Genomic DNA, 20571 nt, shown 5'->3' on the forward strand with positions numbered 1-20571 from the left:
CGTTTCCATGGTTACATAATAAGACATTGTATGTTATAATAAAAGTCATACTATGGTTAATATCAGACATTTATTGCTGTCCAGGGAGGCATTATATGAATTTTTTCTTTGAGAACCCCAAACATGAAATTTACGGCATCTACGGCCAGAGCCTGGCGTACGCCCCGCACCTTCACAACCACCTGGAGCTGGTGGGAATGATCGAAGGAAAAGCCATGGCCTATGTGGAAGAAAAGGTATACGAAATCAACTCCGGCGACGCCTTTTTTATCTTCCCCAACCAGATACACCATTACGAAAAAATTGCGGATGAAAATTATATCCTGCTTCTTTTCCCCATGGATATCCTCCCCGAATACACCTCCGTCTTTCAGTCAAAGGTGCCAAAAAGCGCCCTGATACCGGGCGCTTTAAAAAACAGACATGTGCTGCGGTCCATGCAGGAAATCCTTGCCTTAAAGGACAGCACGGAATCCGGCAGCTACCGTGATTACCTGACCAAAGGCTATCTTCTCATTCTCTTCGGCCAGCTCTTCGCTCTGTCTGAACTGGAGGATACCCCGCACGTGGACGTCCAGACCGTCAAGCTGCTGCTGGACTACTGCATCGGCCATTACAAGGAGGAAATATCCCTTGATCAGGTGGCCACCCGGCTGCACCTGAGCAAATTCTATATTTCCCACCTTTTTTCCCAGAAGCTCCACCTCTCCTACAGCGACTACATCCGCTCCCTGCGCATTTCCGAAGCCTGCCGCCTGCTGACCGAAACCAGCCTCGGCATAACGGAAATCAGTTATCAGGTAGGCTTCCCCACTCCCCGCACCTTCAACCGCGCCTTCCTGAAATACGTAGGCCGCACCCCCAGGGAATACCGTTACCAGAAAAAACGCCCCGAAACCATAATCACTATTATGGAAGATCACTGACTCACTCCCCCGTAACAGCTCCGGCCTCCAGCTTCTCCACAACCTGAAGCAAAGCATCCTCCGCTCCCACATTCCCCGGGAAAATCACATAAGGGATTCCCGGAAAACGGCTCTCTTCCCCCGTCACCCAGACCGGCACCCCGGCGAGAATCTGCCCCGGAACAAAAGCCTTCTTCACCCCCAAAGCCTTTGTCCCGATATCACTGGAAGTAATTCCTCCCTTCGCCACCAGAAAACGCGGCGTAACCGGCATTCTCCCCACCAGCTCTGTCACCGCCTCCGAGATCCGCACAGAAAGCGCCAGATTATCCTCTCTTTTCCCGCTCTCCGCCGTCCGCACCTGCCTTCCGGTATAAATCACCACACTCACCCCCGCCGCCATCTGCTCTCCGGCTTCCTTCAGAACCCGCCTCTTTTCCGCCTCCATTTTTTCCTCATCCCCGATACCCTCGACCGAAAATTCCAGAAAACAAAGCCCTTCCCTTTTCCTGAGCACCTCCAGCTGCCTTGTCGTCTTTTGCACATGAGACCCCACAACCACCAGCCCCCCGAACCGGCTTCTCACATTCCCATACAAATCCGCTCCCTCCAGCAAAGCCCTGTCCTCCATTCCTCCCAGAACCTTAACAAAAGAAGCCGCCGTCCGGAACAGAAAATACTTTCCCCTCCCCAACGCCTCCAACAAAGCAATCACAAAAACCTTCAAATCCTCATAAGAGACCGCATTCACAACCACCTTCCCGAAATGCTCCACCCCCATCAGCTTATCCGCAACTTCCCCAATCCGATACTCCCGAAGCTCCTCCAGCGAAACCGAAACCACATCCTCCCGCTTCACCTTCCCTCCGCTCTTCTCCTCCACCCAATCCTTCAGATCCGAGCTCACATAACCAAACGAAGAATCCTTCGCGAACTCCGTCTCCCCCGCAGGAACCAGCCGTCCGCCCCCCATCTCCACATAATGCACATCCCCCGCCGTAAACCGACCGCCCTCCTCAAAAAAAGGACAGATAACCTCGCCATCCACACACCCCCCTTCCCCTTCAAGCCCCTCCCTCAGACTCTCCGTTTCCGCAGGATAATGCCCCCTCAAAGTAGAATCCCCCCTGCTCACAAACAGAAACTCCACCCCCAATTCCTCAGCCGCTGCCGCCACCTTCCTTCCAATCTCCCTATGCATCCGCACCGTCTCCTCCTCCCCCAGAGCCCTGGAATTCGTCAATATAAAAAACACCCTCTCCTCCCCAAGCAGCCCCGCCCGGATACTCTCCATCCCCGCATCCGTATAAACAAAAACCCCATGCACCGTCTGAATCCCCGTAGGATCATCATCCAGCACCACAACCTTCCTCCTCTCCCGTCCCATTACCTCCCAATACCTCTCCTCCCACACCTCACTCCATTCCTCATCCCTTCTCTCCCCCCACTTCAAAAACACCTCATCCTTACCAAACCCCATCGTCCTCCCAACCTCTCTCTCCATCTTCCCATCCGCTTCCACTCTTCCATCCATTTTCATTCCTATACTCCCTCCTGTTTGTTCATCTGTAACCATTCTTTCATCTCTTTCGCTCTTTTCATCTTTTCCAATCCTTTTACCTCTTTCCATCCGTCTCCCCTCCCATTAATCAAGTACAGCCCTTATCTCTTGTCTTTTGTCTGCCCTGAATCTCTTCCGACGCCATCCACAACCTACCCTGAACCGAATCCGCCCATCCCGCTGCGTCGGCTGGCTGTGTGGCCTTTGGATATGCTCCGTCTCCGGGTCTGTCCCCCACATGCCCCCGGACAGGCAGTGATTTCCTGTAAGGGCCGTTTAAAAACGCCGGTCCTTACGCTGCGTCCTCTGCAGCGTTAGTACCGCTGCGTTTTTAACCGAGCGAGAGCGTGCCCGCACAGGAAACACTGCCTGCCCGGGGGCATGTGGGGGACAGACCCGGAGACGGAGCATATCCAAAGGCCACACAGCCAGCCGACGCAGCGGGATGGGCGGATTCGGTTCCCACCCCCACCAAAAAAATACCGCCGCAAGAGATTCCCCTGCGGCAGCCATTTTTTACTTCGTATCCAAACAAGCCTCCGCCGCCGTCCCATAAATAAATCCCTGAGGCAGCATAGCCGGCTGATCCGGTTTCGTAGTCATATGATAGGTCTTTTCTTCCCTGCAGCTTTCCGTAATACCATCCAGAATCTCGATGGCATGCAGTCCCAGCTCCCCGCTGCAGCGGTGAGGACGATTATTCCTGATGGCCCATGCCATATCCGCCACACCGATTCCGCGGTAGCTGTCGATCCAGGTTCTTTCCTCTCCTGTTGCATTTTCTGGAACAGGATTATGCAGCCCGTAGCCATGAGTGAGAGGCATAGCCGCCATTTCTTCTCCCCTCTGGCCTCTCGCCAGATAAACCGGTCCGAAGAAATAGTTGGGGTCCTGAAGAATCAGGGTTCCTTCCGTACCATAAATTTCCAGTCTTGCCGTCTCTTCCCTGTGGCTGTCGCTGATAGCGGTAAATGTGCCGTAGCAGCCATTATAGAAGTCCAGAGCCCCTGTCATGGAAGTGGGAAACTTCATGTCAAACGGCTTGTTGTAGCCGGGGTTTCTGGGATTACGCTGCATCTCCTTGGGATGGAAGGTTTTGGACAGGCCCGCTACCGTTTTTACCGGCCCCAGCAGATGAATCAGTGCATGCAGGTAATAGCAGCCCATATCGTAGGGAATACTTCCGCCTGCGGTGAAAACAAACGGCAGGTCAGGATGGTTTTCATCCTGGGTCAGATTGTAGCATCTTGCCACCATAGCCTGGGCATTTACCGGTTCTCCGATAAAACCCTTGTCAATCAGGTTTCTGGCTGTCTGCAGCGCGCCGCCCAGGAACGTATCGGGAGCCTGGCCGATGCGCAGCCCCTTGCTCTGTGCCAGCTGATAAAGCTCCAGTGCGGATTCAAAATCCGTGGACATCATCTTCTCGGCAAATACGTGCTTCCCTGATTCCAGGGCCTGCTTGGATATTATGTAATGGGAAAGCGGATAGGTCAGATTCACCACGATTTCAATTTCGGGATCATTCATGATTTCTTCCACCGTCATCTGACGGATATGAAACTGCTCCGCCCTTCTTTTGCTGCGTTCCTCTATAATATCAGCGATTCCCACCACCTCTGTAATATGGAAGGTTTCTGTCAAATTTTTCAGGTAGGTATAGCTGATTCCGCCGGCACCGACTATGCCGACCTTAACTCTGTTTGTCATTGCCTGACTCCTTTCATCCTTTATACAAAGCTTACGCCTTTATATTTTTTCAGCTGGTTGATTCCGAATTCAGCAGCTTTCATCATGTCATCCTTATAACGGCTGTTGGCGCTGCTCAATTCAATGAAACCGTACTTCACATCCGTATATTTCTCAGCAGCATCCAGAATACTCTGTACATCCATCACGCCGGTTCCGATATCGGTTGCCACGTCGATGTTATACTGGCCGTAGAATTCCCCGGTAATAACCGGATTCTCCGGAAGTCCGTCAAAGAAGCTTCTGTGATCCATATACTTGGGATGGAAATCATCCAGATGCAGCAGCTTTACTCTCTTTCCGAATTTCTTCAGGGTTTCCACCGGATCATCTCCGCCGCGGAATGCCCACATGGTATCGATTTCAAAGTTTACATATTCCGGATCCGTATTTTCCACAAGCAGCTCCAGAGCGGACTTATCGCCGAATTTCTGGAATTCATGGGCATGATTATGATAAATAAAGGAAATTCCGTTTTCCTTACATATTTTTCCGGTTTCATTGTACATCTCACAACGGCTGAGAACCTCATCCCTGCTGGTAAAGAAATCGGAAGCCAGCGCCAGATAATCACCGCCGATAATGTGAAGCCGTTCGATCTCACTGTTCAGATCGCTGGTAAGGTAGGGGCAATAATGCTTGGAGGGGTGTTCAATACCCACCTCATCCATCATTTTTTTCAGCTCCTTCATATCCACTTTCAGCTCCGGTGTGAACATCGTGCCTGCGGATTCTATGTATTTGTAGCCATAGTCCGCCATTTTCTTTAATGTTCCGTAGGTATCCTCAAGAAACTCCTTTGTAACGGAACAAGCCTGTAATCCACCTTTCATGTCTTCTCCTCTCTGTCACTGCGTATCCATGCGGTCTGCACATGGATACGCAGACCTGTTTCAACTGTTATCCTCTTACCGCATTTTACTTACAAAATCCTCGGGCATCCTGCTGATCTGCTGGAATGTAGTCTGCATTTTATAAGGTTTCCCGGTTGCTATGGCAATATTGAAGCCGTCCAGCACCTCTGTCACATGACAGGCGAACTCCCCGTTCGCCCTGGAAGGACGTCCTTCCTTAATTGCTTCAATCATCTCACATAAGCCCAAACCTCTGTTTTCCGTGGGACAGTCAAATACAAGGGGAATATCCTTCTTGTATTCACCGGAACGGCTGGTCTTATCCCGTGAAATTTTTCCGTTTTCATCACGCATATCCTCTTCCAGAAGGACATGCACCCGGCTACCCTCTCCATAATTATCAGGATCGGAGAGGAAAAGAGAACCCTTTGTCCCGTATACCTGTACACAGGGGCCGTTTTCCGCTCCCCAGGTATCCCAGCTGAAATTCACGCTGGCACATCTGCCGTCCGCAAATTTTACGATACCGTTATAGTGGGTATTCACCTCCACATCGGTATAGTGATCCTTGATAGGACGGGGATTGATGCCGATTCCGCCGTAGCAGCAAAGCTCTTCGGCCGGTCCCATAAAGTACAGCATTTCCGAAATACCGTAAGGTCCGATATCCAGCATGGGGCCTGCTCCGATTTTATAGAAGAAATCCGGGGCCGGATGGATATTTTCCGGGCCATGGTACATATTTGCCACCTTGGCGCTCAGGATATCCCCGATCAGGCCGTCTTCAATGACTTTCCTGCAGGTCTGTACCCCCGCTCCCAGGAATACGTCCGGCGCGCAGCCTACATAAAGGTTTTTCTCTTTGGCAAGCGCTATGGTGTCGGAAGCTTCCTTCAGGTTCAGCCCCAGCGGTTTTTCGGAATAGACATGCTTGCCGGAACGCAACGCACGCATATTGAGCTCATAATGGACCTGCGGATTGGTCAGGTTCAGGATCACGTCGATTTCCGGATCCTCAAAAATTTCATCCAGAGAAAGCACATGGGCGATGCCGTGCGCGGCAGCCAGGCTTTCGGCACGTTCTCTGTTCAGGTCGCACAGGGCATAAATTTCCATGTTGCTGAAACGGTCCATGATGTTGGGAACATAATTTCTTGTACTGATGTCCCCGCATCCAATCACACCTATTTTAAATACATCCTTCACTTTCTTTCCCTCCTGCCGCCGCTGCGGCTTCCCCGGAGCGTATTTGAAAATGAATTCCCCCCGATTTTCAAATACGCTCTCAGCTGTTCTTTATACGCCGTATTTCACCATGCCGTCATAGCTTCTCTGTGCACAGCCGTAAGGCTCCAGATCATAGCAGGAATCCTGCTCAACAACCGCATATTCCACGCCTGTTTCCTTACATGCCGCCACTACGGAAGGCCAGTCGATATTTCCCTGTCCCACCTCGGCAAAACGCTTGTTTACCTGTTCGCAGCTTTCAATACCGGGCTCGATGGCATAATCCTTGAAATGTATGATTTTCATTCTGCCTTCCACCTTACGGATCCAGTCGGCGAGAACCACGCCGCCGCAGGACATCCAGTGTGTATCAAGAATGAAATTAATAACTTCCGGATCGGTCTCGCGGATCAGGATATCCAGGCCGATTAAGCCATCCCCGAAGGATGCGAATTCCAGGGCATGAGGATGATACAGGAGCTTCTTGCCCGCTTTTTTCACTTCAGCGCCTACGGCATTCAGCTTCTTCGCATATTCCTTATAGCCTTCCACACTCTTTCTGTTTTCCACAGGAAGGGTATCGATGTCGATATAGTCTGTTTCAAATAAATCAGACAGCTTTATCGCATCCTGGATTGCCTGGGGATTCTCGGACATTGCCTGGAATTTTGCACCCACGCAGAGATACTTCAGGCCATGCTTGTCAAGAAGAGCCTTATATTCTTCCGGTGTTACATAATCGGGAATGATATATTGAATCGCCTCATACCCCATTTCCTTTACTCTGCCGAGAACTTCGTCCAGTTTTTCTTTATCCCCAAGATATTTCTGAAGAATTCCGATGATGATACCTTTTTTCATAGTGTCTCTCCTTCCGCCGTTTCCGGCTCATCGGGGAGCCCGCCGGGCGGGCCCCCGCAAATCAATTGCCTGTTTTCATTGACACCGCGCTTAATTTCCTGCCAGTGCCTCCTCGGTTGCTTTCTGGATAACCTTCAGGTTCTCCAGATCATAAGCGAGTACTTCATCATAACCGAAGCCTTTGATCTTATCCTTCATTTCCTGCCACAGAGACTTGAATGTATTCTCATCCTCTGCGTAAACCATCTTCCAGGAATACTCTTTGATAACCTCACCGCACTGGGAACGTTTGGTTTTGATATCGCCGCTGTCCTGAGGCTTCCGGTAAGCAATACCGGGCATGGGATCAAGCATATTTTTCTCTGCCACATAATCAAGAGGCCACTCAGCTCCAAAGGTTTCCGTCCACTGATCGTCAATCTTTGTTCTGTTTTCTTCCATGGTTGTAGACCACATGGAGGGATCATAAGGCTCATTGTATGTAGGGTTGGTATCCATCTTATATACTACGGAAGATACGATACGGTTTGCGCCGTCAGAGAAGTTTCCGCCGCCCCACTCTTCGGGTACGGGTATATTCTGAGGATCTCCGCCCTGCATTGCTTCCTTGCCGTACTCGGTCAGATAAGGCTTTCCGTCCTTTTCTTCCCAGGTAAGCCCTTCCGGTCCTGCAAAGGTGAGCATCATGGCTTCTTCGGAATTAAGCCACTCAAAGAACTCAAATACTCTTTCCGGATCCTTTACCGTAGAGCCCATAGCCATGGTACCGCCCTGTCCGTGAACGGAATGTCCCAGAGGTGCATAATCCATATCTCCAACGGGTACAAATACCTGGCCTTTGCCTTCCGCCACATTCTCAGGAGTATTGTACTGATAAATAGGGAACGGAGAGTTGAAAGCCGCGCCGTCGGCAACCTTTGCGTTCAAATCATCAAAATTCTGTGTGCTGGAATCCGGGTCAAGCATTCCCATCTGGTTTGCCTTATAGTACATTTCCAGAGTCTTGTAATAAATGCCGTTGTCATCTGCAATATCAAAATAATCTTTTCCGTTTGCCTTATAGAATACATATCCTGTCGTTCCGCCATAACCATACATGATGGCATACTTGTTTGCACAGGTCATGGAATCGCCGTCCCAATCCGGGAACAGTGAGAACGCATATGCCGGTTTTCCGGAATCGCTGGTAGGATGATTATCCTGCATCTGCTTGCAGACCGTCAGAATGTCGTCCATATTCTTGATTTCCGGGCAGCCCAGTTCATAGTAATAATCCCATCTGGTATAAAAACCATTTTCAGGAGCACCGTTACGTACCTGAGCGGCTTCCGTATTCTTTGCCACACCCGAAGCATTGGTGGGATAAGCATAGATTCTGTCATCCGTACCGAAGTAATCGGACAAGCCCAGTGCGCCTGCTTCAAAAGGCTTTAATATCGCACTGTCTTTCACCAGATCCGTCATATCATAAATCAGTCCTGCTTCCACGCAGTCCTTCATTTTCTCAGAACCCAGGCAGACAATGTCTCCCAGCTCTCCGGCTGCCGAACGTGTCTGATAAATGGACTGTCCTGAAATATTGGGTGCAATGATGTTCAGCTCGATATTGAACTTATCCTTGATTATCTTTGCAAACCATCCGCTCTGAAGGCCCTGGTAATTTGCATTTTCTGCAAATACGTCAATCGTCAGCGTATCCGCATAAGCCGAACCTGTGTTTTCTTCTCCCTCCGCCGCTGCGGTGCCGGCTGCCTCATCTGTGCCGGCCGCCGTGTTTTCCTGTGCGGGCTGTGAGGCTGTTCCCTTTGAACCACAGCCTGCCACGGATGCTGCCATCACTGCTGAAAGTAATAATGCCAATACTTTTTTACTTCTTTTTCTCATACTCTTCTCCTTTTTTATCTGTTTTTACATTTCTTTGATTGCCTGTTTTCCCCAAAACGGCAGTCATACTCTTTTTCTCTGCTCCTTTCCCCCTTTCATAATCTAACCTGTCTCACTGCCTCTGCCAACATTTTGAACAAACTCATCCTTTCACGGAACCAATCATGATTCCTTTGACAAAATACTTCTGGAAGAAAGGATATACCAGCAGAATCGGAAGGATAACAACAACGGAAACCGTCATCCTTATGGAAGTAGGCGTCTGCATCGTAGCCAGCGAAGAGGTGCTTATCACCGTTCCGTTTTTGATCATGGCTGCGAGAGAGCTCGCCTGATTGATATACTGATACAGTAAAAACTGCAGGGTGTACAGCGCCGGTTTTGTCATGAGAATCAGGGTATCCTGGAAGGAATTCCACTGTCCTACCGCAGCGAATATGGCTATTGTCGCCATAATCGGCTTGGCAAGAGGAAGCATGATTTTCATAAAAACCTTCATGACGCTGGCACCGTCTATTTCCGCCGCTTCCTGCAGGGCCGGTGAAATGGATTCCATATAGGTTTTCACCAGTATGATATTAAACGGCTGCACGATAGCGGGCAGTATATATGCAAGGAAATTATTGGTCAGGTGGAGGTTCCTCATGGTGATATACCAGGGAATCAGCCCTGCGTTAAAATACATGGTAATGATAGTGAAACGGTACCAGAATTTTCTGGCCCACATTTTCTGCTGGGTAAACATAAATCCCAGATAAGCGGCTCCCAAAACCGCTCCGATGGTTCCGAGTACGGTTCTTCCCAGGGAGACTAAAGCCGCGCTCGCCAGGTCGGGAATTTTGAAAACATCTATGTAATTCTGGAAATGAATTCCCTTCGGCAGGAACATAATCTGTCCGTTGGCGCTGATATCATTGGCGCTTATCGTATTGATAATCAGGTAATAAAAGGGATAGATGCATATTAGGGTGAACAGGGTGAAGAACAATCCCAGGAAAATATTGAATATCCAGTCACCTAAGGATGTTTTTTTCTTTTTCATCTGCCGCACCTCCTTTTATACGATGGATTCGCCGCGCAGCACCTTGGAGATGCCGTTGACGGTGAATAATAACGTTACGCTGACAATACTCTTAAGCATACTGATAGCCGTTGCCAGGGAGTAATTTCCTGCTTTGATACCCAGGTTATATACATACAGGTCGAGTACCTGGATTTTGCTTGTATTAAATGCATTCTGGAAAACAAAATACTGATCCATACCGTTGTTCAGGAAGTTGGCTACATTCATGATCAGCAGTACGAAGAAGGTGGGAAGAAGGCTCGGCACGGTTATGTGCCAGATAAGCCGGAATCTTCCGGCGCCGTCAACCCGGGCTGCTTCATACAGCTCCTGGTCGATGCCCGATATGGCTGCCAGATACATGATTGCGCCCCAGCCAAGTCCCTTCCACTGTCCCCACAGCCACATGCTCAGCCATGTGTGGGTATTGTCCTGCAGAAACTGCACAGGCTTTGACAGAATTCCCAGCTGCTGAAGGAAGGTGTTCATCATGCCGCTGGTTGAAAACAGGGAAAAAGCCATGGAGTAAACCAGAACCCAGCTGATGAAATTGGGAATTGTGGTAAGTGTCTGCACTGCTTTCTTAAAGTGTCTGTTTCTGATTTCCGACAGCAGGATGGCAAAAGCCATCGGCATCCAGGAGGTCAGCAGTCCCAAACCGCTCATCACAAAGGTATTCCGCAGCACTTCCCACAGCTGCAAACGCTTTTCCGGTGTGCTGACCATGCTGCGGAACCAGTCGATTCCTACGAAAGCACAGTCCGACAGGCTTTTGGGCGGCCTGTAATCAAAGAACGAATATACCCATCCGTAAAGCGGAAGGTAACTGAACAAAAACAATAGTATAAGAAACGGAAATACCATAAAAAACAACTGATACTTTTTCGAGCTGCGGTTTTTTCCTGCCGTCCCTGTTTTTACTTTCACCCCATGCAAACCTATTCCCCCTTTTCCTTATCACGGCAGATACCGAACCGGTATACCGTCTTCTGTTCATATGTATCATTGGCCGGCAGCACCGGCGTTGGAAAGTGCGTCACTTCCATGGAATTGGGAAAGCACTGTGCTTCCAGACAGAAAGCATCTCTCTTTCCGTATTCCCGTCCGCCCTTACCTGTACACGGCTTCATCAGGTTTCCGCTGTAGAACTGAATACCGGGCTGGTCCGTAAACACCGTCATTGTCCTGCCGCTTTCCGGCTCAACCACCTCCGCCGCTTTGGAAAGGCTTCCGCGCTCTTCCTTCTGCAGGATAAAGTTGTGATCATAGCCTTCCGCCAGCCGCAGCTGTTCGTCTGTTTTATCTATCTGCTCACCGATGGGATGCAGTCCGGTAAAATCCATTACCGTCCCTTTCACGGGAAGAATGCTGCCATCCGGCACCATATCCGCATTTACCGGCGTGAAGAAGGATGAATACAGCTTCAGTTTATGTCCCAGGATACTGCCATTCCCATGTCCCTTCAGATTATAAAAAGCATGGTTTGTGAGGTTTATGATTGTATCCTTATCCGATACGGCACGATAAGTAATTTCCACCTCATTTTCATCCGTAAAACGGTAGCAGACCGTTACATCCATTTTCCCGGGGTATCCTTCTTCTCCATCCGCACTCTCATAGGTAAAACGGATACTGTCCTCTCCGGTAATGTCTGCTTTCCAGATTTTATCGTCAAAACCGCTTTTTCCGCCGTGGAGACTGTTGGTCCCTTTATTGGCATAAAGCTTATATACACTTCCGTTCAGACGGAAGGATGCGCCTGCAAGCCGGTTGGCGTATCTGCCCACCGTGGTTCCGAAGTAGCGGCCCTTCTGTGTGAATTCCTCTGCGGTGTCAAAGCCCAGCACCACGTCTTCCATCCTGCCGTCTCTGTCCGGTACGCAGATTCCGGTAATCCTTGCTCCGAAATCGGTGAGCGACAGCTGTGCCCCGGCCCCGTTTGTGATTGTCCAGCACAGGGCTTTTCTTCCGTCCCATGTATTTCCGAAGCTTTTAATTTCTATTCCTTTCATATGCCGTCCTTCCTATTTCCACCGTTCATTCAGCGCCTCCTGTGCGGGATATACCGGATCCGGCTCCACCCCCTTCAGATACTTCACCGCTTCCTGGAATACATGTGCATAGCTGCCGTAAACGCCTGTACAATGATGAATATAAGGGCCGCATACAAACTTTCTTTCCCAGGCCGGCCAGTCGTTGAATTTGGCCCATACATAAGTGCCCTTGCTGTAAGGCCCCTGTGTAGTCTTACCTTCTCCGAAGAGCAGCTTGTAATCTCCCTTCAGCGAGTCAAACCGCAGCAATGTGATATCACCCTGCTTCAGTTCAAACTGCCCGGCTCCCTTATAACCTTTCCCCTGATGGCAGCCTATTGTCACACCCTTTTCATTTGCCAGTCCGGGCGGGAATACGCCGCAGTGCCATAACAGCTCCGCATTATCGTCGGTGGGATGCCGGCCGGTGAGATCCGCAAAGAACGGAGGCTCGGAAGCGCCGTTTGCTCCCAGGGCCATAATGGCCGTCAGCGCGCCGTGAATATCATTTTCACAAGCGATGGGGAAACCGTCATCTGTACTGTCTCCCATCAGATAGCAGGGGGCGATTCCTGAAATATCCGTGAAAGGCGCCCAGCACTGTGTTGCCGCAGCCCTCAGGTTTTCTTCCTCCGCCCAGTTAAAAACTGCAAGCTTCATGGCGCAGATGCTTTCCAGCGCTTCTCTGCCGACGCATTCCGCTTTCACCTTGCTCATGATGTGATCCAGTTCTTCTTCAAAATCTGTACCCTTTTTCTGAAGGATATCCTGATAGCGTTTCTGCATTTCCACCAGGGTAATGGGCATTACCTCCACTCCGAATCGCTCCAGAAGCTCGGCTTCGTTGCATTTAACCGACCAGAAGGCGGCGGGCCTCACGCTGATCTGTCCGATCCTGGGCGCGTTGAATGCCTTTGCCACACCTGCTGCCGCCAGGAAATTACGGATACCGTTCTCGAATTTCACATCCTCCGTATAGCAATTGGTCAGATAAGTAAACGGGATGTCAAATCTGGACAGCACCTTACTGCTGGCGAACACCCCGCACTGGGCGTCACGGAAACGGTAGCCCTCCGGCTCCGGCGCATCATCACGCACGGCCCACAGCAGCACCGGCTTCCTTACCATGGAAGCAAGACGCGCCACCGCCTCTTCACAGCCGAAGTTCACATGAGCGATGAAAATAGCGTCCACCTTCTGCTGATTGAGGTACTCCGCCACTTTCTCGGCATCCCTGCTTCGGTAAAGCAGGCCTTCCTCATTCAAAAAGTCAATGTTTACATAATCCACCTGCATGGCTGTCAGGCGTTCTTCCACTTTTTTCTTTGTCTCCGCAGCTTTGTCCAGACGGAAGGCCGTTTCACTGAAGGTTTCCCGCCTCGTCGGCACAAAGCCGATTTTCACCCGGTATTTATCCCGGTATTTCTCCCTGATTCCCATATCTGCACCTCTGCTTTTTTTTAAAGCCGTTCCGGCTTCTCTCTGTTTTTTTATGCCCTGTGGCTGCTCAAAAGGTAATCCCGCATTTTTTCTTCCACGACACGGGTAACCGCCTCATGCGCTTTGTCCAGCTGTTCCGAAGGAAGCTTCAGCACGGCCTCGTTGGTAATGGAACTGTCCAGACCCAGCGCGCTTAAGAATGCTGCTTCCAGATCCGTGGCCACGTTGATCTTGCTCACTCCGCCGCCTTCCAATGAAATGGCCGCCTTTATAAGATGGGACGGCACCCCGGACGCTCCGTGCAGTACCAGCGGCACAGATACCTGTTCCCTGATTTCCCGTATCCTCTCCAGCTCGATATGAGGCTTTCTCGTCCCGTAAGCCCCGTGTACGGTTCCCACGGATACGGCCAGGAAATCAACGGCTGTCTCCTTTGCGAAATAACCGGCTTCCTGAGGATCGGTATACAGCTGTGTGGTTGAATCCGTTTCTATCAAATCATTCGCCGATATTTTTCCGATTTCCGCTTCCACTTCCACGCCTTTGGCATGTGCCATGGCAACCACTTTCTTCACGATTTCCATGTTCTTTTCCAGAGGCTGCTCTGAGGCATCTATCATAACGCTGTCAAATCCCGCATCTATCGCCGCCTGTATGATATCCAGATCCTTGGTGTGATCCAGATGAAGCGCGGCCGGAACACGGATATCCATTTCCCTGATACACCGCCTGTATTCATCTGCGAATTGTCCGCAGGTGGAACCGTAACGCTTCATTTCCTTCTGAGATACCTGAACGATAACCGGCGAGCTTTGCCGCACCGCAGCTTCCAGTACCGGCCCTATGTTGGTCAGATATCTGGCGGAAAAGGATCCTACCGCATATCCCTCTTCCAGAGCCTTCTGAAGCATTTTCTTAACTCCTGTTCCCATACTGCAATTCCTCCCGTTTATCTCCTGCCTGTGGAAATGATTCCTGAGCATCTGTTAAAAGCATCCTTGACCTCTGCCATACTCTTTTCTATATCCTGTACGGCAAACCGGTCCGTAGAGGGTACCATGGGTTCACACATCACAGGCCCTTCATAGCCATTCTTTTCAAAAAGCTGATAAATCCTTGCCGCATCGATAATACCGGTGGTCATCGGCATGGCCCGTACCTGATCTTCCTGTTCATCCCTGCTTTTTCCCGCTACACCGTCATTCAGGTGGAAATTCACCATGCGGTGACAGTTCTGGGCTGCGAAGTATAAATCATCCAGCCTTCCGCTTCCGCAGTACCAGTGATAGGTGTCAAATAAGAAACCAGTTTTTCCTCCGGCCGCATCCGCGATGGACAGGACGCCGCTGATGGTATGTACAAACGGATGGGGATGTCTTACGCGAAGCTCCTTCGGCCCCAGGAATTCAAAGCCATATTGGATTCCGTGATTGACAAAAACCTCCTGCAGCTTCTCCAGACGCTTCACATGCCATTCAAAATTTTCGTCGAATTCCCTGGAGCTGCTGGGCCAGATATGGTTATAGGCATATTTCACGCCGATTTTTTCTCCCAGCTGCGCCCAGCGCTTCTGGATTTCCAGCGCTTCTTCAAATTTCTTCTCATCGATGGTTTCATCAAAGAAATCAACGGGTGTGGGAAGAAGTCCCCATTTCAAACCGTTTTCCTTCATCGCCGCCTGGGCGGAATCCGCCTTTTTCTCGTCCCCTAAAATCGCCTCCGGAACATCCAGGCCGTCAAATCCGTATTCTCTGGCAAGCGGCGCCAGTTCTTCCACAGTCCCCGGAATTTTCAGCAGTCGTACATCTAATACCTGATACATTGTTCAATCCTCCTACTCCTCTTATGACAGCCCTTTCATAAAGGCCACTGCTTTTTCCATGTCTTTTTCGTCTTTGATCCCATGCAGAATCATGCAGCCGTTATAGTCCGCCTCTTTTAATTTTTCCAGGAAAAAAGGAAAATCTACAATGCCGTCTCCCGCATAGGTATAGTGAATATCTTCGCCTTCGGATATATCCTTTCCATGAGCCAGGCAGATACAGTTTCCCAGCCGGTCAAAGGCATCCGTAATCACGCTTCTCACATTTTCTTTCCTGGCCATTCCGGCCCGGAACAAATTGGCCGCGTCCAGAATAATTCCCAGATGCTCATCCCAGCCGAAGGCTTCAAACATCCTTTCCGCTTTCTCAGCAGAATCGATGCAGTTGCTCGGTTCGCACTCGATCCCAAGAACCAGGTCATACTTCCGGGCGATTTCCAGCGCCTTCCCCATCGTTCCCATCAAATCTTCCATAGCCTGGGGTTTGTCATTATCCTCATGACGGCTCCACATATTTTCCACATTACGGCTCCCCGTGCAAAGAGTGATGATGGAGCAGCCCAGCGTTTTACAGGATCTGGCGATTGTTTCCAGACGCTTCAGTCCGTCAATCCTCACCTGTTTGTCGGGATGAATCATATTGAAGGTTCCGTTCACCGCCACGATTTCTATGCCGGTACGATCCGCGGCTTCACGGATTTCCTGAAGCAGGCTTCTCTCTATGGTCTCCGGCATCTGCTCGTCACATACGGAGGAAAAATCAAACTGCATTTTGGTAAATCCGTATCCGGCCGCCGCTTCGAAAAGCTCCTTCGTGGTGGGACGTTCTATTTCTATGGAATACATTCCTAACTCCATTGCTTTTCTTTCCTTTCTTTTAAAATGTCCATGACCTCCTCCAGGGATGGCTCCCCTTTCCTTCCGCCGCATTCCCGGCATGTGAGACTGGCAAAGATACCGGCAAATTCCATGCATCTTTCTAACTCCCAGCCCCGGCCGTATGCATACAGGAAAGCGCCGTGGTAATTGTCTCCCGCCCCGGTAGTATCCGTCACCGGCACCCTGTACGGCATGGCGGTAAAGAATCTGTCTCCCTGAAGTCCGACTGCGCCTTTATCCCCGAGTGTCACCGCCGTAAAGAAATCTTTTTTCCCGGACATCTCCTGATATCTCCGGCAGGCCTCCTCGGGACTGACTCCCAGTGTTTTGGCCACCGTCCCTTCATCCGGGATCCAGATATCGGTATACGGCAGAAGCTTTTCGGCAAGAACCAGCGATAAATTCCCTCCGTCTATGGAAAGAAGGACTCCTTCCTGTTCTCCGCAGAACCGGGCGATTTCCAGCATCAGTTCCTCTTCCATCACTCCCAGATGAAGAATACGGGAGCTTCGCATCAAATCCTGATCCAGCATGGAAAAAGTGAGTTCCCCGATACAGCCTCCATAATGGGCAATGCTTCTGCGGCCCAGGGCATCCACCTGTATCAGGCTTACGGAAGAGGAAGCATCCGGTGATTCCAGTATCCGGCATTCCCGGAAATTCTGTTCCTTCAAATCCTGTCTGATAAAGACCCCCGCATCATCTTTTCCCACAGCAGTAATAATTCCTGTTCTGCCGCCGAGCTTTTGATGGGCGGACGCCGCTGTTGCGGAAACGCCCCCGCAGCATTTCACATAATCCCATGCCTGCACTCTTTCATCCGCCTGGGGCACCCGTTCCATACGCATCATCACATCCTGAGTGCTTCCCCCTATAAACAGGCAGTCCAGGATAGCATCCCTTTCGTTCATCCCTGTGCCTCCAGCAGTTCCTTCACACGTTCCACACACAGTCTGGGACTGCTCAGAACGGGAACCGGTATATCCTTCAGCAAAGGCAGGAGCACTGTCATACTGCCCTGTGCCAGCACCACCACATCATTATCCTTTGCAGCCTTCTGCACTTCTCCCAGCACCATGCGGTTATGTTTTTCCGCATCGCCCTGTTCAATCAGGACCATCATGGCGCCTTCCACCAGATGCAGATCCACTTCGATTTCCTTCCCCATTTTGGCGGCGACGCTTTCAATCAGCCGTACGCTGGGGCCTGTTGTGGATTCCACGGTGGCGATTACAGCGATTTTCCTGCCCAACTCCACGGCGCGTTCCGCCATGGCCTGGTCGATCTTCAGGACCGGTGTATCCAGGAAAGGCATGATAGCGTCCGCTGCCTCCCCCACGCTGGAGCACTGGTTGATAATCAAATCCACTCCCAGTTCCTGGGCATTCCTGTAATATTCCATCATCCTCCTGCGGACGAAAGGTGTCGGCCCGCAATTGGCATTTACCTCCTGAATGAGGCTGTCATCAATCAGCTGGTAAACCTTCACATCCGGAATAATTTCCCGGCATAACGCTTTCAGTTCATCTGAAGATACTCCGCTGGTTTCTACAAAAGCAATTGATTTTCCCATTTTCTTTCCCCTCTCTGCCATACAGGCAGCCTTTACTTATCTTCAAGCTGTCCATAAATCACATTTAAAAGCCTTGGATGGCAGTATTCTTCACGGTTATCAGGCATGAGCTGATGGGCATAAACAAAAGACAAATCGTTTTCCGGATCCGCCCAGAGAAGCGTTCCTGCCGCGCCTGCCCAGCTGAAGGCCCCCTGATTCACCATACAGCCGCTTTCCGCCATATCCGTTACGGTCTTCACACCCAGCCCGTAGCCGCAGCCTGCCATGAAGCCCCAGCCATACCGGTGGGTCCGCCGGAAATCCTCCAGCGCTTCCCCGTGCAGCTGATTCCGGCTCATCAGTTCGATGGTGCGTTTCCCCAGAATTCTTTTCCCTTTCCACAGCCCTCCCTTTGCCAGCATTCTTGCAAAATGGGACATATCCTCTACTGTGGAAAGAAGGCCTCCCCCTCCGCTCTGAAGCTGATAAGAGGAATGGAACTTAAATTCTTCCGTCAGATTGGGGACTCTTTTTTCTCCCGCATAGCGGTACATAACCGCCAGCTTTTCCTCCGGTATTTCTTCTATGAAAAAGGCTGTATGCCTCATTTCCAATGGTTCAAAAAATTCTTTTTTCAGGAATTCGCCGAATGGCATGCCGCTTATCACTTCGATAACAGCTCCCAGCACATCCAGTCCCAGCCCGTAATTCCAGTGGGTCCCCGGTTCAAACAGCAGCGGTACCTGTGCCAGCCTGCGGGCGAATTCACGGGTGGAGGCCCCGCCCTCCCGGTTCATTTCCTCCAGGACCCTTTTCGTCTCCTGCTGGGTCGTATTATGTATGCCGTCATAGGTAAATCCGGAGGTCATGGTGAGCAGATGCCTGATTGTCATGGCGCCTGTTTTCTCGAGACTGACCATGTTATTTCCGGTATACCGGCACCATGTTAAGTCTCCGTATTCGGGAAGGTAACGGGAAACCGGATCATCCAGAAGCATTTTCCCTCTTTCCAGAAGCAGCATGGCTGCTGCTGCGGTGACTACCTTGGTACAGGAATACATCCTGTATACCGTGCCCGGGCCTATGAGCTTTCCAGCTTTTTCATCCGCATACCCTTTATAGCCCTCATATATAATCTCCTGTCCGCGCACCGCCTTCAGCGCACAGCCCGCAGGGCCGTGTTCCATTCGGACAAATCCTTCCAGTAAATCATCCAGCTTTTCCAATGCTTTCATCTGTCGCCTCCTGTTCTGTAAACAGCTCCTGTACATCCTGATAAAATACATCTGCCGCTCTTCCGGGAGAGCAGCTCCCCTGATACAGCTTATAAATAACCTCTTGGTAAATCCTGTCTATATCCTTCCTCTTCTCCGGCTCTTTTTCAAAACCGGGCATCCTTTCCTGTGTCTGCCTGTAAAGCTGAAGCAGCGACTTGTCTGCAGCCGGCAGCTTCTCTGATTCTTCCAGAAGCCTTCTCGCCTTTTCCGATGCAGGAATCCCTCTTTCCAGTCCTGCCCGCTCCACCGCATACTCATCATCCAGCAGCCAGATAAGGAAATCGGCGGCTGCTTTCTTTTCATCCTGTGTCAGCGCTGCGGAAAGGGCAAAAAACAAATCCGCTTTCGGCTGTCCTCCGGGCAGCGGCAGCACTTCTATATCATCGTCTTCCTTTGATATCCGGTGTTCCTCCGCATCTCCCAGATAAAAGGCTCCTTCTTTTTCTTCCTTTTCTGTTTCCTGCGTTATCCCTTCCGGCTCCGGATTCTCCGGCGGCGTCATCCCTCCGCTTTTCATCAGTTCCCCGCAGAGGGAAAAAAAGGAAGTTAATTTATTTTTGCTGTCCTGATTCAGATTTACCCTGCCTCCCTCAAAAAGGGGGGCATCATTTTGTTCCATCCAGCTGACTAAGAGTTCGGAGCTTTCATGACCCCAGACGATACCGGGCCCTCCTGTTTTTTTCTGAAAGCTTCTGCTCGCCTGGGCCAGGTCATCCCAGTCCATATCCTTCTTCAGCTCCACTCCCGCCTCCTCCAGTTTTCCTGGCCGGCAGTAAAGGACCGGCATGGTCAGGGATACCGGAATCCCGGCCTGAATCCCCTCCTTCTTCCCCAGCTCCCAAATCTCGCTGTCAAGGAAAAAGCCTGTTTCTTTACTATTCTCCATAAACAAATTTCTGCAGTCTGCCAATGTTCCATTGCCTGCATAGGTTTCTAGAAATTCATCATCCATGAGCATGATATCCGGACATTCGCCGGCTGCCGCCGTCACTGCCAGATACTCGCCATAATCCTCTTTCCCTAACGGAACGGGGAGGAACCGGATTCCCGGATGCAGCTGTTCATATTGATCCAGCAGCTCCTGCGTGTACTCATTTCTGATTTCATCTCCCCACCAGGATATCGAAATTTCCTTTTCGGATGTATCTGTTCCGTCAACAACACTGCCATTTTCTATTCCTCCATAGCATCCCGATAGAAGCAGAAGCATTAATAACAGAAGTGACAGCCTTTTTTTTCTCAAACTGTTCACATTCTCCTCCTCAGCGTGTACATTCAGGTTCTGCCGTTTTTCGGGAAACCCAGATGGAAAGGCTTTTAACATTTCCACATGTAGCTGTTTTGATTATGTTAGTGATTATAGCATCGCTGTATGATAAGATTAATAAAAAAAACCGGCCTTCTCTTCAGAAAAACCGTCTTTTCTTTCATCAATGTTGTGTTTCACTGGGCCATTTTGTA

At 50.4% G+C, this 20571-nt stretch carries 18 protein-coding genes; 1 reads left to right on the forward strand and 17 read right to left on the reverse strand.

Features of this window, described 5'->3' with window-relative positions:
* Positions 1–95 precede the first annotated feature (95 nt).
* Positions 96–926, forward strand: coding sequence for a helix-turn-helix transcriptional regulator (locus tag BLA28_RS01295; RefSeq protein ID WP_069155731.1), 831 nt, complete (start codon positions 96–98; stop codon positions 924–926).
* Between the two features lies 1 nt (position 927).
* On the opposite strand, the gene BLA28_RS01300 is transcribed toward BLA28_RS01295, so the two are convergent.
* From BLA28_RS01300 to BLA28_RS01380, 17 genes are all read right to left on the reverse strand, one after another.
* The gene (locus BLA28_RS01300; RefSeq protein ID WP_242955394.1) at positions 928–2535 is read right to left on the reverse strand and encodes a four-carbon acid sugar kinase family protein; all 1608 of its coding nucleotides are present in this window, start codon (positions 2533–2535) and stop codon (positions 928–930) included.
* A gap of 447 nt (positions 2536–2982) precedes the next feature.
* Positions 2983–4176 carry a Gfo/Idh/MocA family protein gene (locus tag BLA28_RS01305; protein WP_069155732.1) on the reverse strand — a complete coding sequence of 398 codons (1194 nt, stop codon included), beginning with the start codon at positions 4174–4176 and terminating at the stop codon, positions 2983–2985.
* A gap of 20 nt (positions 4177–4196) precedes the next feature.
* Positions 4197–5048 carry a sugar phosphate isomerase/epimerase family protein gene (locus BLA28_RS01310; protein ID WP_009254449.1) on the reverse strand — a complete coding sequence of 284 codons (852 nt, stop codon included), beginning with the start codon at positions 5046–5048 and terminating at the stop codon, positions 4197–4199.
* 75 nt (positions 5049–5123) lie between these two features.
* Positions 5124–6275 (reverse strand): Gfo/Idh/MocA family protein, encoded by a 1152-nt coding sequence (locus tag BLA28_RS01315; RefSeq protein ID WP_069155733.1) that lies wholly within the window; start codon positions 6273–6275, stop codon positions 5124–5126.
* A 90-nt stretch (positions 6276–6365) separates the two neighbouring features.
* Complete coding sequence (locus BLA28_RS01320; protein ID WP_069155734.1) at positions 6366–7157, reverse strand: sugar phosphate isomerase/epimerase family protein; 792 nt, start codon at positions 7155–7157, stop codon at positions 6366–6368.
* 90 nt (positions 7158–7247) lie between these two features.
* Positions 7248–9041 carry an extracellular solute-binding protein gene (locus tag BLA28_RS01325; RefSeq protein WP_044971214.1) on the reverse strand — a complete coding sequence of 598 codons (1794 nt, stop codon included), beginning with the start codon at positions 9039–9041 and terminating at the stop codon, positions 7248–7250.
* A 142-nt stretch (positions 9042–9183) separates the two neighbouring features.
* Positions 9184–10083 (reverse strand): carbohydrate ABC transporter permease, encoded by a 900-nt coding sequence (locus BLA28_RS01330; RefSeq protein ID WP_016359944.1) that lies wholly within the window; start codon positions 10081–10083, stop codon positions 9184–9186.
* 15 nt (positions 10084–10098) lie between these two features.
* Positions 10099–11031 (reverse strand): ABC transporter permease, encoded by a 933-nt coding sequence (locus BLA28_RS01335; protein ID WP_034593471.1) that lies wholly within the window; start codon positions 11029–11031, stop codon positions 10099–10101.
* A gap of 11 nt (positions 11032–11042) precedes the next feature.
* Entirely contained in the window at positions 11043–12116 is a 1074-nt protein-coding gene (locus BLA28_RS01340; RefSeq protein WP_069155735.1) for an aldose epimerase family protein, read from the reverse strand.
* 12 nt (positions 12117–12128) lie between these two features.
* Positions 12129–13577 (reverse strand): L-fucose/L-arabinose isomerase family protein, encoded by a 1449-nt coding sequence (locus BLA28_RS01345; protein WP_069155736.1) that lies wholly within the window; start codon positions 13575–13577, stop codon positions 12129–12131.
* 50 nt (positions 13578–13627) lie between these two features.
* Complete coding sequence (locus tag BLA28_RS01350; protein WP_069155737.1) at positions 13628–14509, reverse strand: class II fructose-bisphosphate aldolase; 882 nt, start codon at positions 14507–14509, stop codon at positions 13628–13630.
* A 17-nt stretch (positions 14510–14526) separates the two neighbouring features.
* On the reverse strand, positions 14527–15399 hold the full coding sequence (locus BLA28_RS01355) for a sugar phosphate isomerase/epimerase family protein (protein ID WP_069155738.1): 873 nt from the start codon (positions 15397–15399) through the stop codon (positions 14527–14529).
* A 21-nt stretch (positions 15400–15420) separates the two neighbouring features.
* Positions 15421–16257 carry a sugar phosphate isomerase/epimerase family protein gene (locus BLA28_RS01360; RefSeq protein ID WP_069155739.1) on the reverse strand — a complete coding sequence of 279 codons (837 nt, stop codon included), beginning with the start codon at positions 16255–16257 and terminating at the stop codon, positions 15421–15423.
* A complete protein-coding gene (locus BLA28_RS01365; RefSeq protein WP_069155740.1) occupies positions 16248–17189 on the reverse strand; it encodes a carbohydrate kinase family protein in 942 nt (313 codons plus the stop codon). The genes BLA28_RS01360 and BLA28_RS01365 overlap by 10 nt, the downstream gene beginning before the upstream one ends.
* Complete coding sequence (locus tag BLA28_RS01370; protein ID WP_009254461.1) at positions 17186–17851, reverse strand: aspartate/glutamate racemase family protein; 666 nt, start codon at positions 17849–17851, stop codon at positions 17186–17188. The genes BLA28_RS01365 and BLA28_RS01370 overlap by 4 nt, the downstream gene beginning before the upstream one ends.
* A 32-nt stretch (positions 17852–17883) precedes the next feature.
* Positions 17884–19068 carry a serine hydrolase domain-containing protein gene (locus BLA28_RS01375; protein ID WP_069155741.1) on the reverse strand — a complete coding sequence of 395 codons (1185 nt, stop codon included), beginning with the start codon at positions 19066–19068 and terminating at the stop codon, positions 17884–17886.
* A complete protein-coding gene (locus BLA28_RS01380; RefSeq protein ID WP_169897192.1) occupies positions 19043–20362 on the reverse strand; it encodes an ABC transporter substrate-binding protein in 1320 nt (439 codons plus the stop codon). Before BLA28_RS01380 ends, BLA28_RS01375 begins: the two co-directional genes overlap by 26 nt.
* Positions 20363–20571 lie beyond the last annotated feature (209 nt).

The organism is Eisenbergiella tayi (assembly GCF_001881565.1).
Taxonomy (GTDB): Bacteria; Bacillota; Clostridia; order Lachnospirales; family Lachnospiraceae; genus Eisenbergiella; species Eisenbergiella tayi.

What these genes read in the sequence shown, in the direction of transcription:
- BLA28_RS01360 (WP_069155739.1), bottom strand. Translation starts at nt 16,257, where the DNA reads ATGGAGTTAGGAATGTATTCCATAGAAATAGAACGTCCCACCACGAAG.
- BLA28_RS01375 (WP_069155741.1), bottom strand. Translation starts at nt 19,068, where the DNA reads ATGAAAGCATTGGAAAAGCTGGATGATTTACTGGAAGGATTTGTCCGA.
- BLA28_RS01300 (WP_242955394.1), bottom strand. Translation starts at nt 2,535, where the DNA reads ATGGAAAGAGGTAAAAGGATTGGAAAAGATGAAAAGAGCGAAAGAGAT.
- BLA28_RS01355 (WP_069155738.1), bottom strand. Translation starts at nt 15,399, where the DNA reads ATGTATCAGGTATTAGATGTACGACTGCTGAAAATTCCGGGGACTGTG.
- BLA28_RS01330 (WP_016359944.1), bottom strand. Translation starts at nt 10,083, where the DNA reads ATGAAAAAGAAAAAAACATCCTTAGGTGACTGGATATTCAATATTTTC.
- BLA28_RS01350 (WP_069155737.1), bottom strand. Translation starts at nt 14,509, where the DNA reads ATGGGAACAGGAGTTAAGAAAATGCTTCAGAAGGCTCTGGAAGAGGGA.
- BLA28_RS01310 (WP_009254449.1), bottom strand. Translation starts at nt 5,048, where the DNA reads ATGAAAGGTGGATTACAGGCTTGTTCCGTTACAAAGGAGTTTCTTGAG.
- BLA28_RS01325 (WP_044971214.1), bottom strand. Translation starts at nt 9,041, where the DNA reads ATGAGAAAAAGAAGTAAAAAAGTATTGGCATTATTACTTTCAGCAGTG.
- BLA28_RS01295 (WP_069155731.1), top strand. Translation starts at nt 96, where the DNA reads ATGAATTTTTTCTTTGAGAACCCCAAACATGAAATTTACGGCATCTAC.
- BLA28_RS01320 (WP_069155734.1), bottom strand. Translation starts at nt 7,157, where the DNA reads ATGAAAAAAGGTATCATCATCGGAATTCTTCAGAAATATCTTGGGGAT.
- BLA28_RS01340 (WP_069155735.1), bottom strand. Translation starts at nt 12,116, where the DNA reads ATGAAAGGAATAGAAATTAAAAGCTTCGGAAATACATGGGACGGAAGA.
- BLA28_RS01365 (WP_069155740.1), bottom strand. Translation starts at nt 17,189, where the DNA reads ATGAACGAAAGGGATGCTATCCTGGACTGCCTGTTTATAGGGGGAAGC.
- BLA28_RS01370 (WP_009254461.1), bottom strand. Translation starts at nt 17,851, where the DNA reads ATGGGAAAATCAATTGCTTTTGTAGAAACCAGCGGAGTATCTTCAGAT.
- BLA28_RS01345 (WP_069155736.1), bottom strand. Translation starts at nt 13,577, where the DNA reads ATGGGAATCAGGGAGAAATACCGGGATAAATACCGGGTGAAAATCGGC.
- BLA28_RS01305 (WP_069155732.1), bottom strand. Translation starts at nt 4,176, where the DNA reads ATGACAAACAGAGTTAAGGTCGGCATAGTCGGTGCCGGCGGAATCAGC.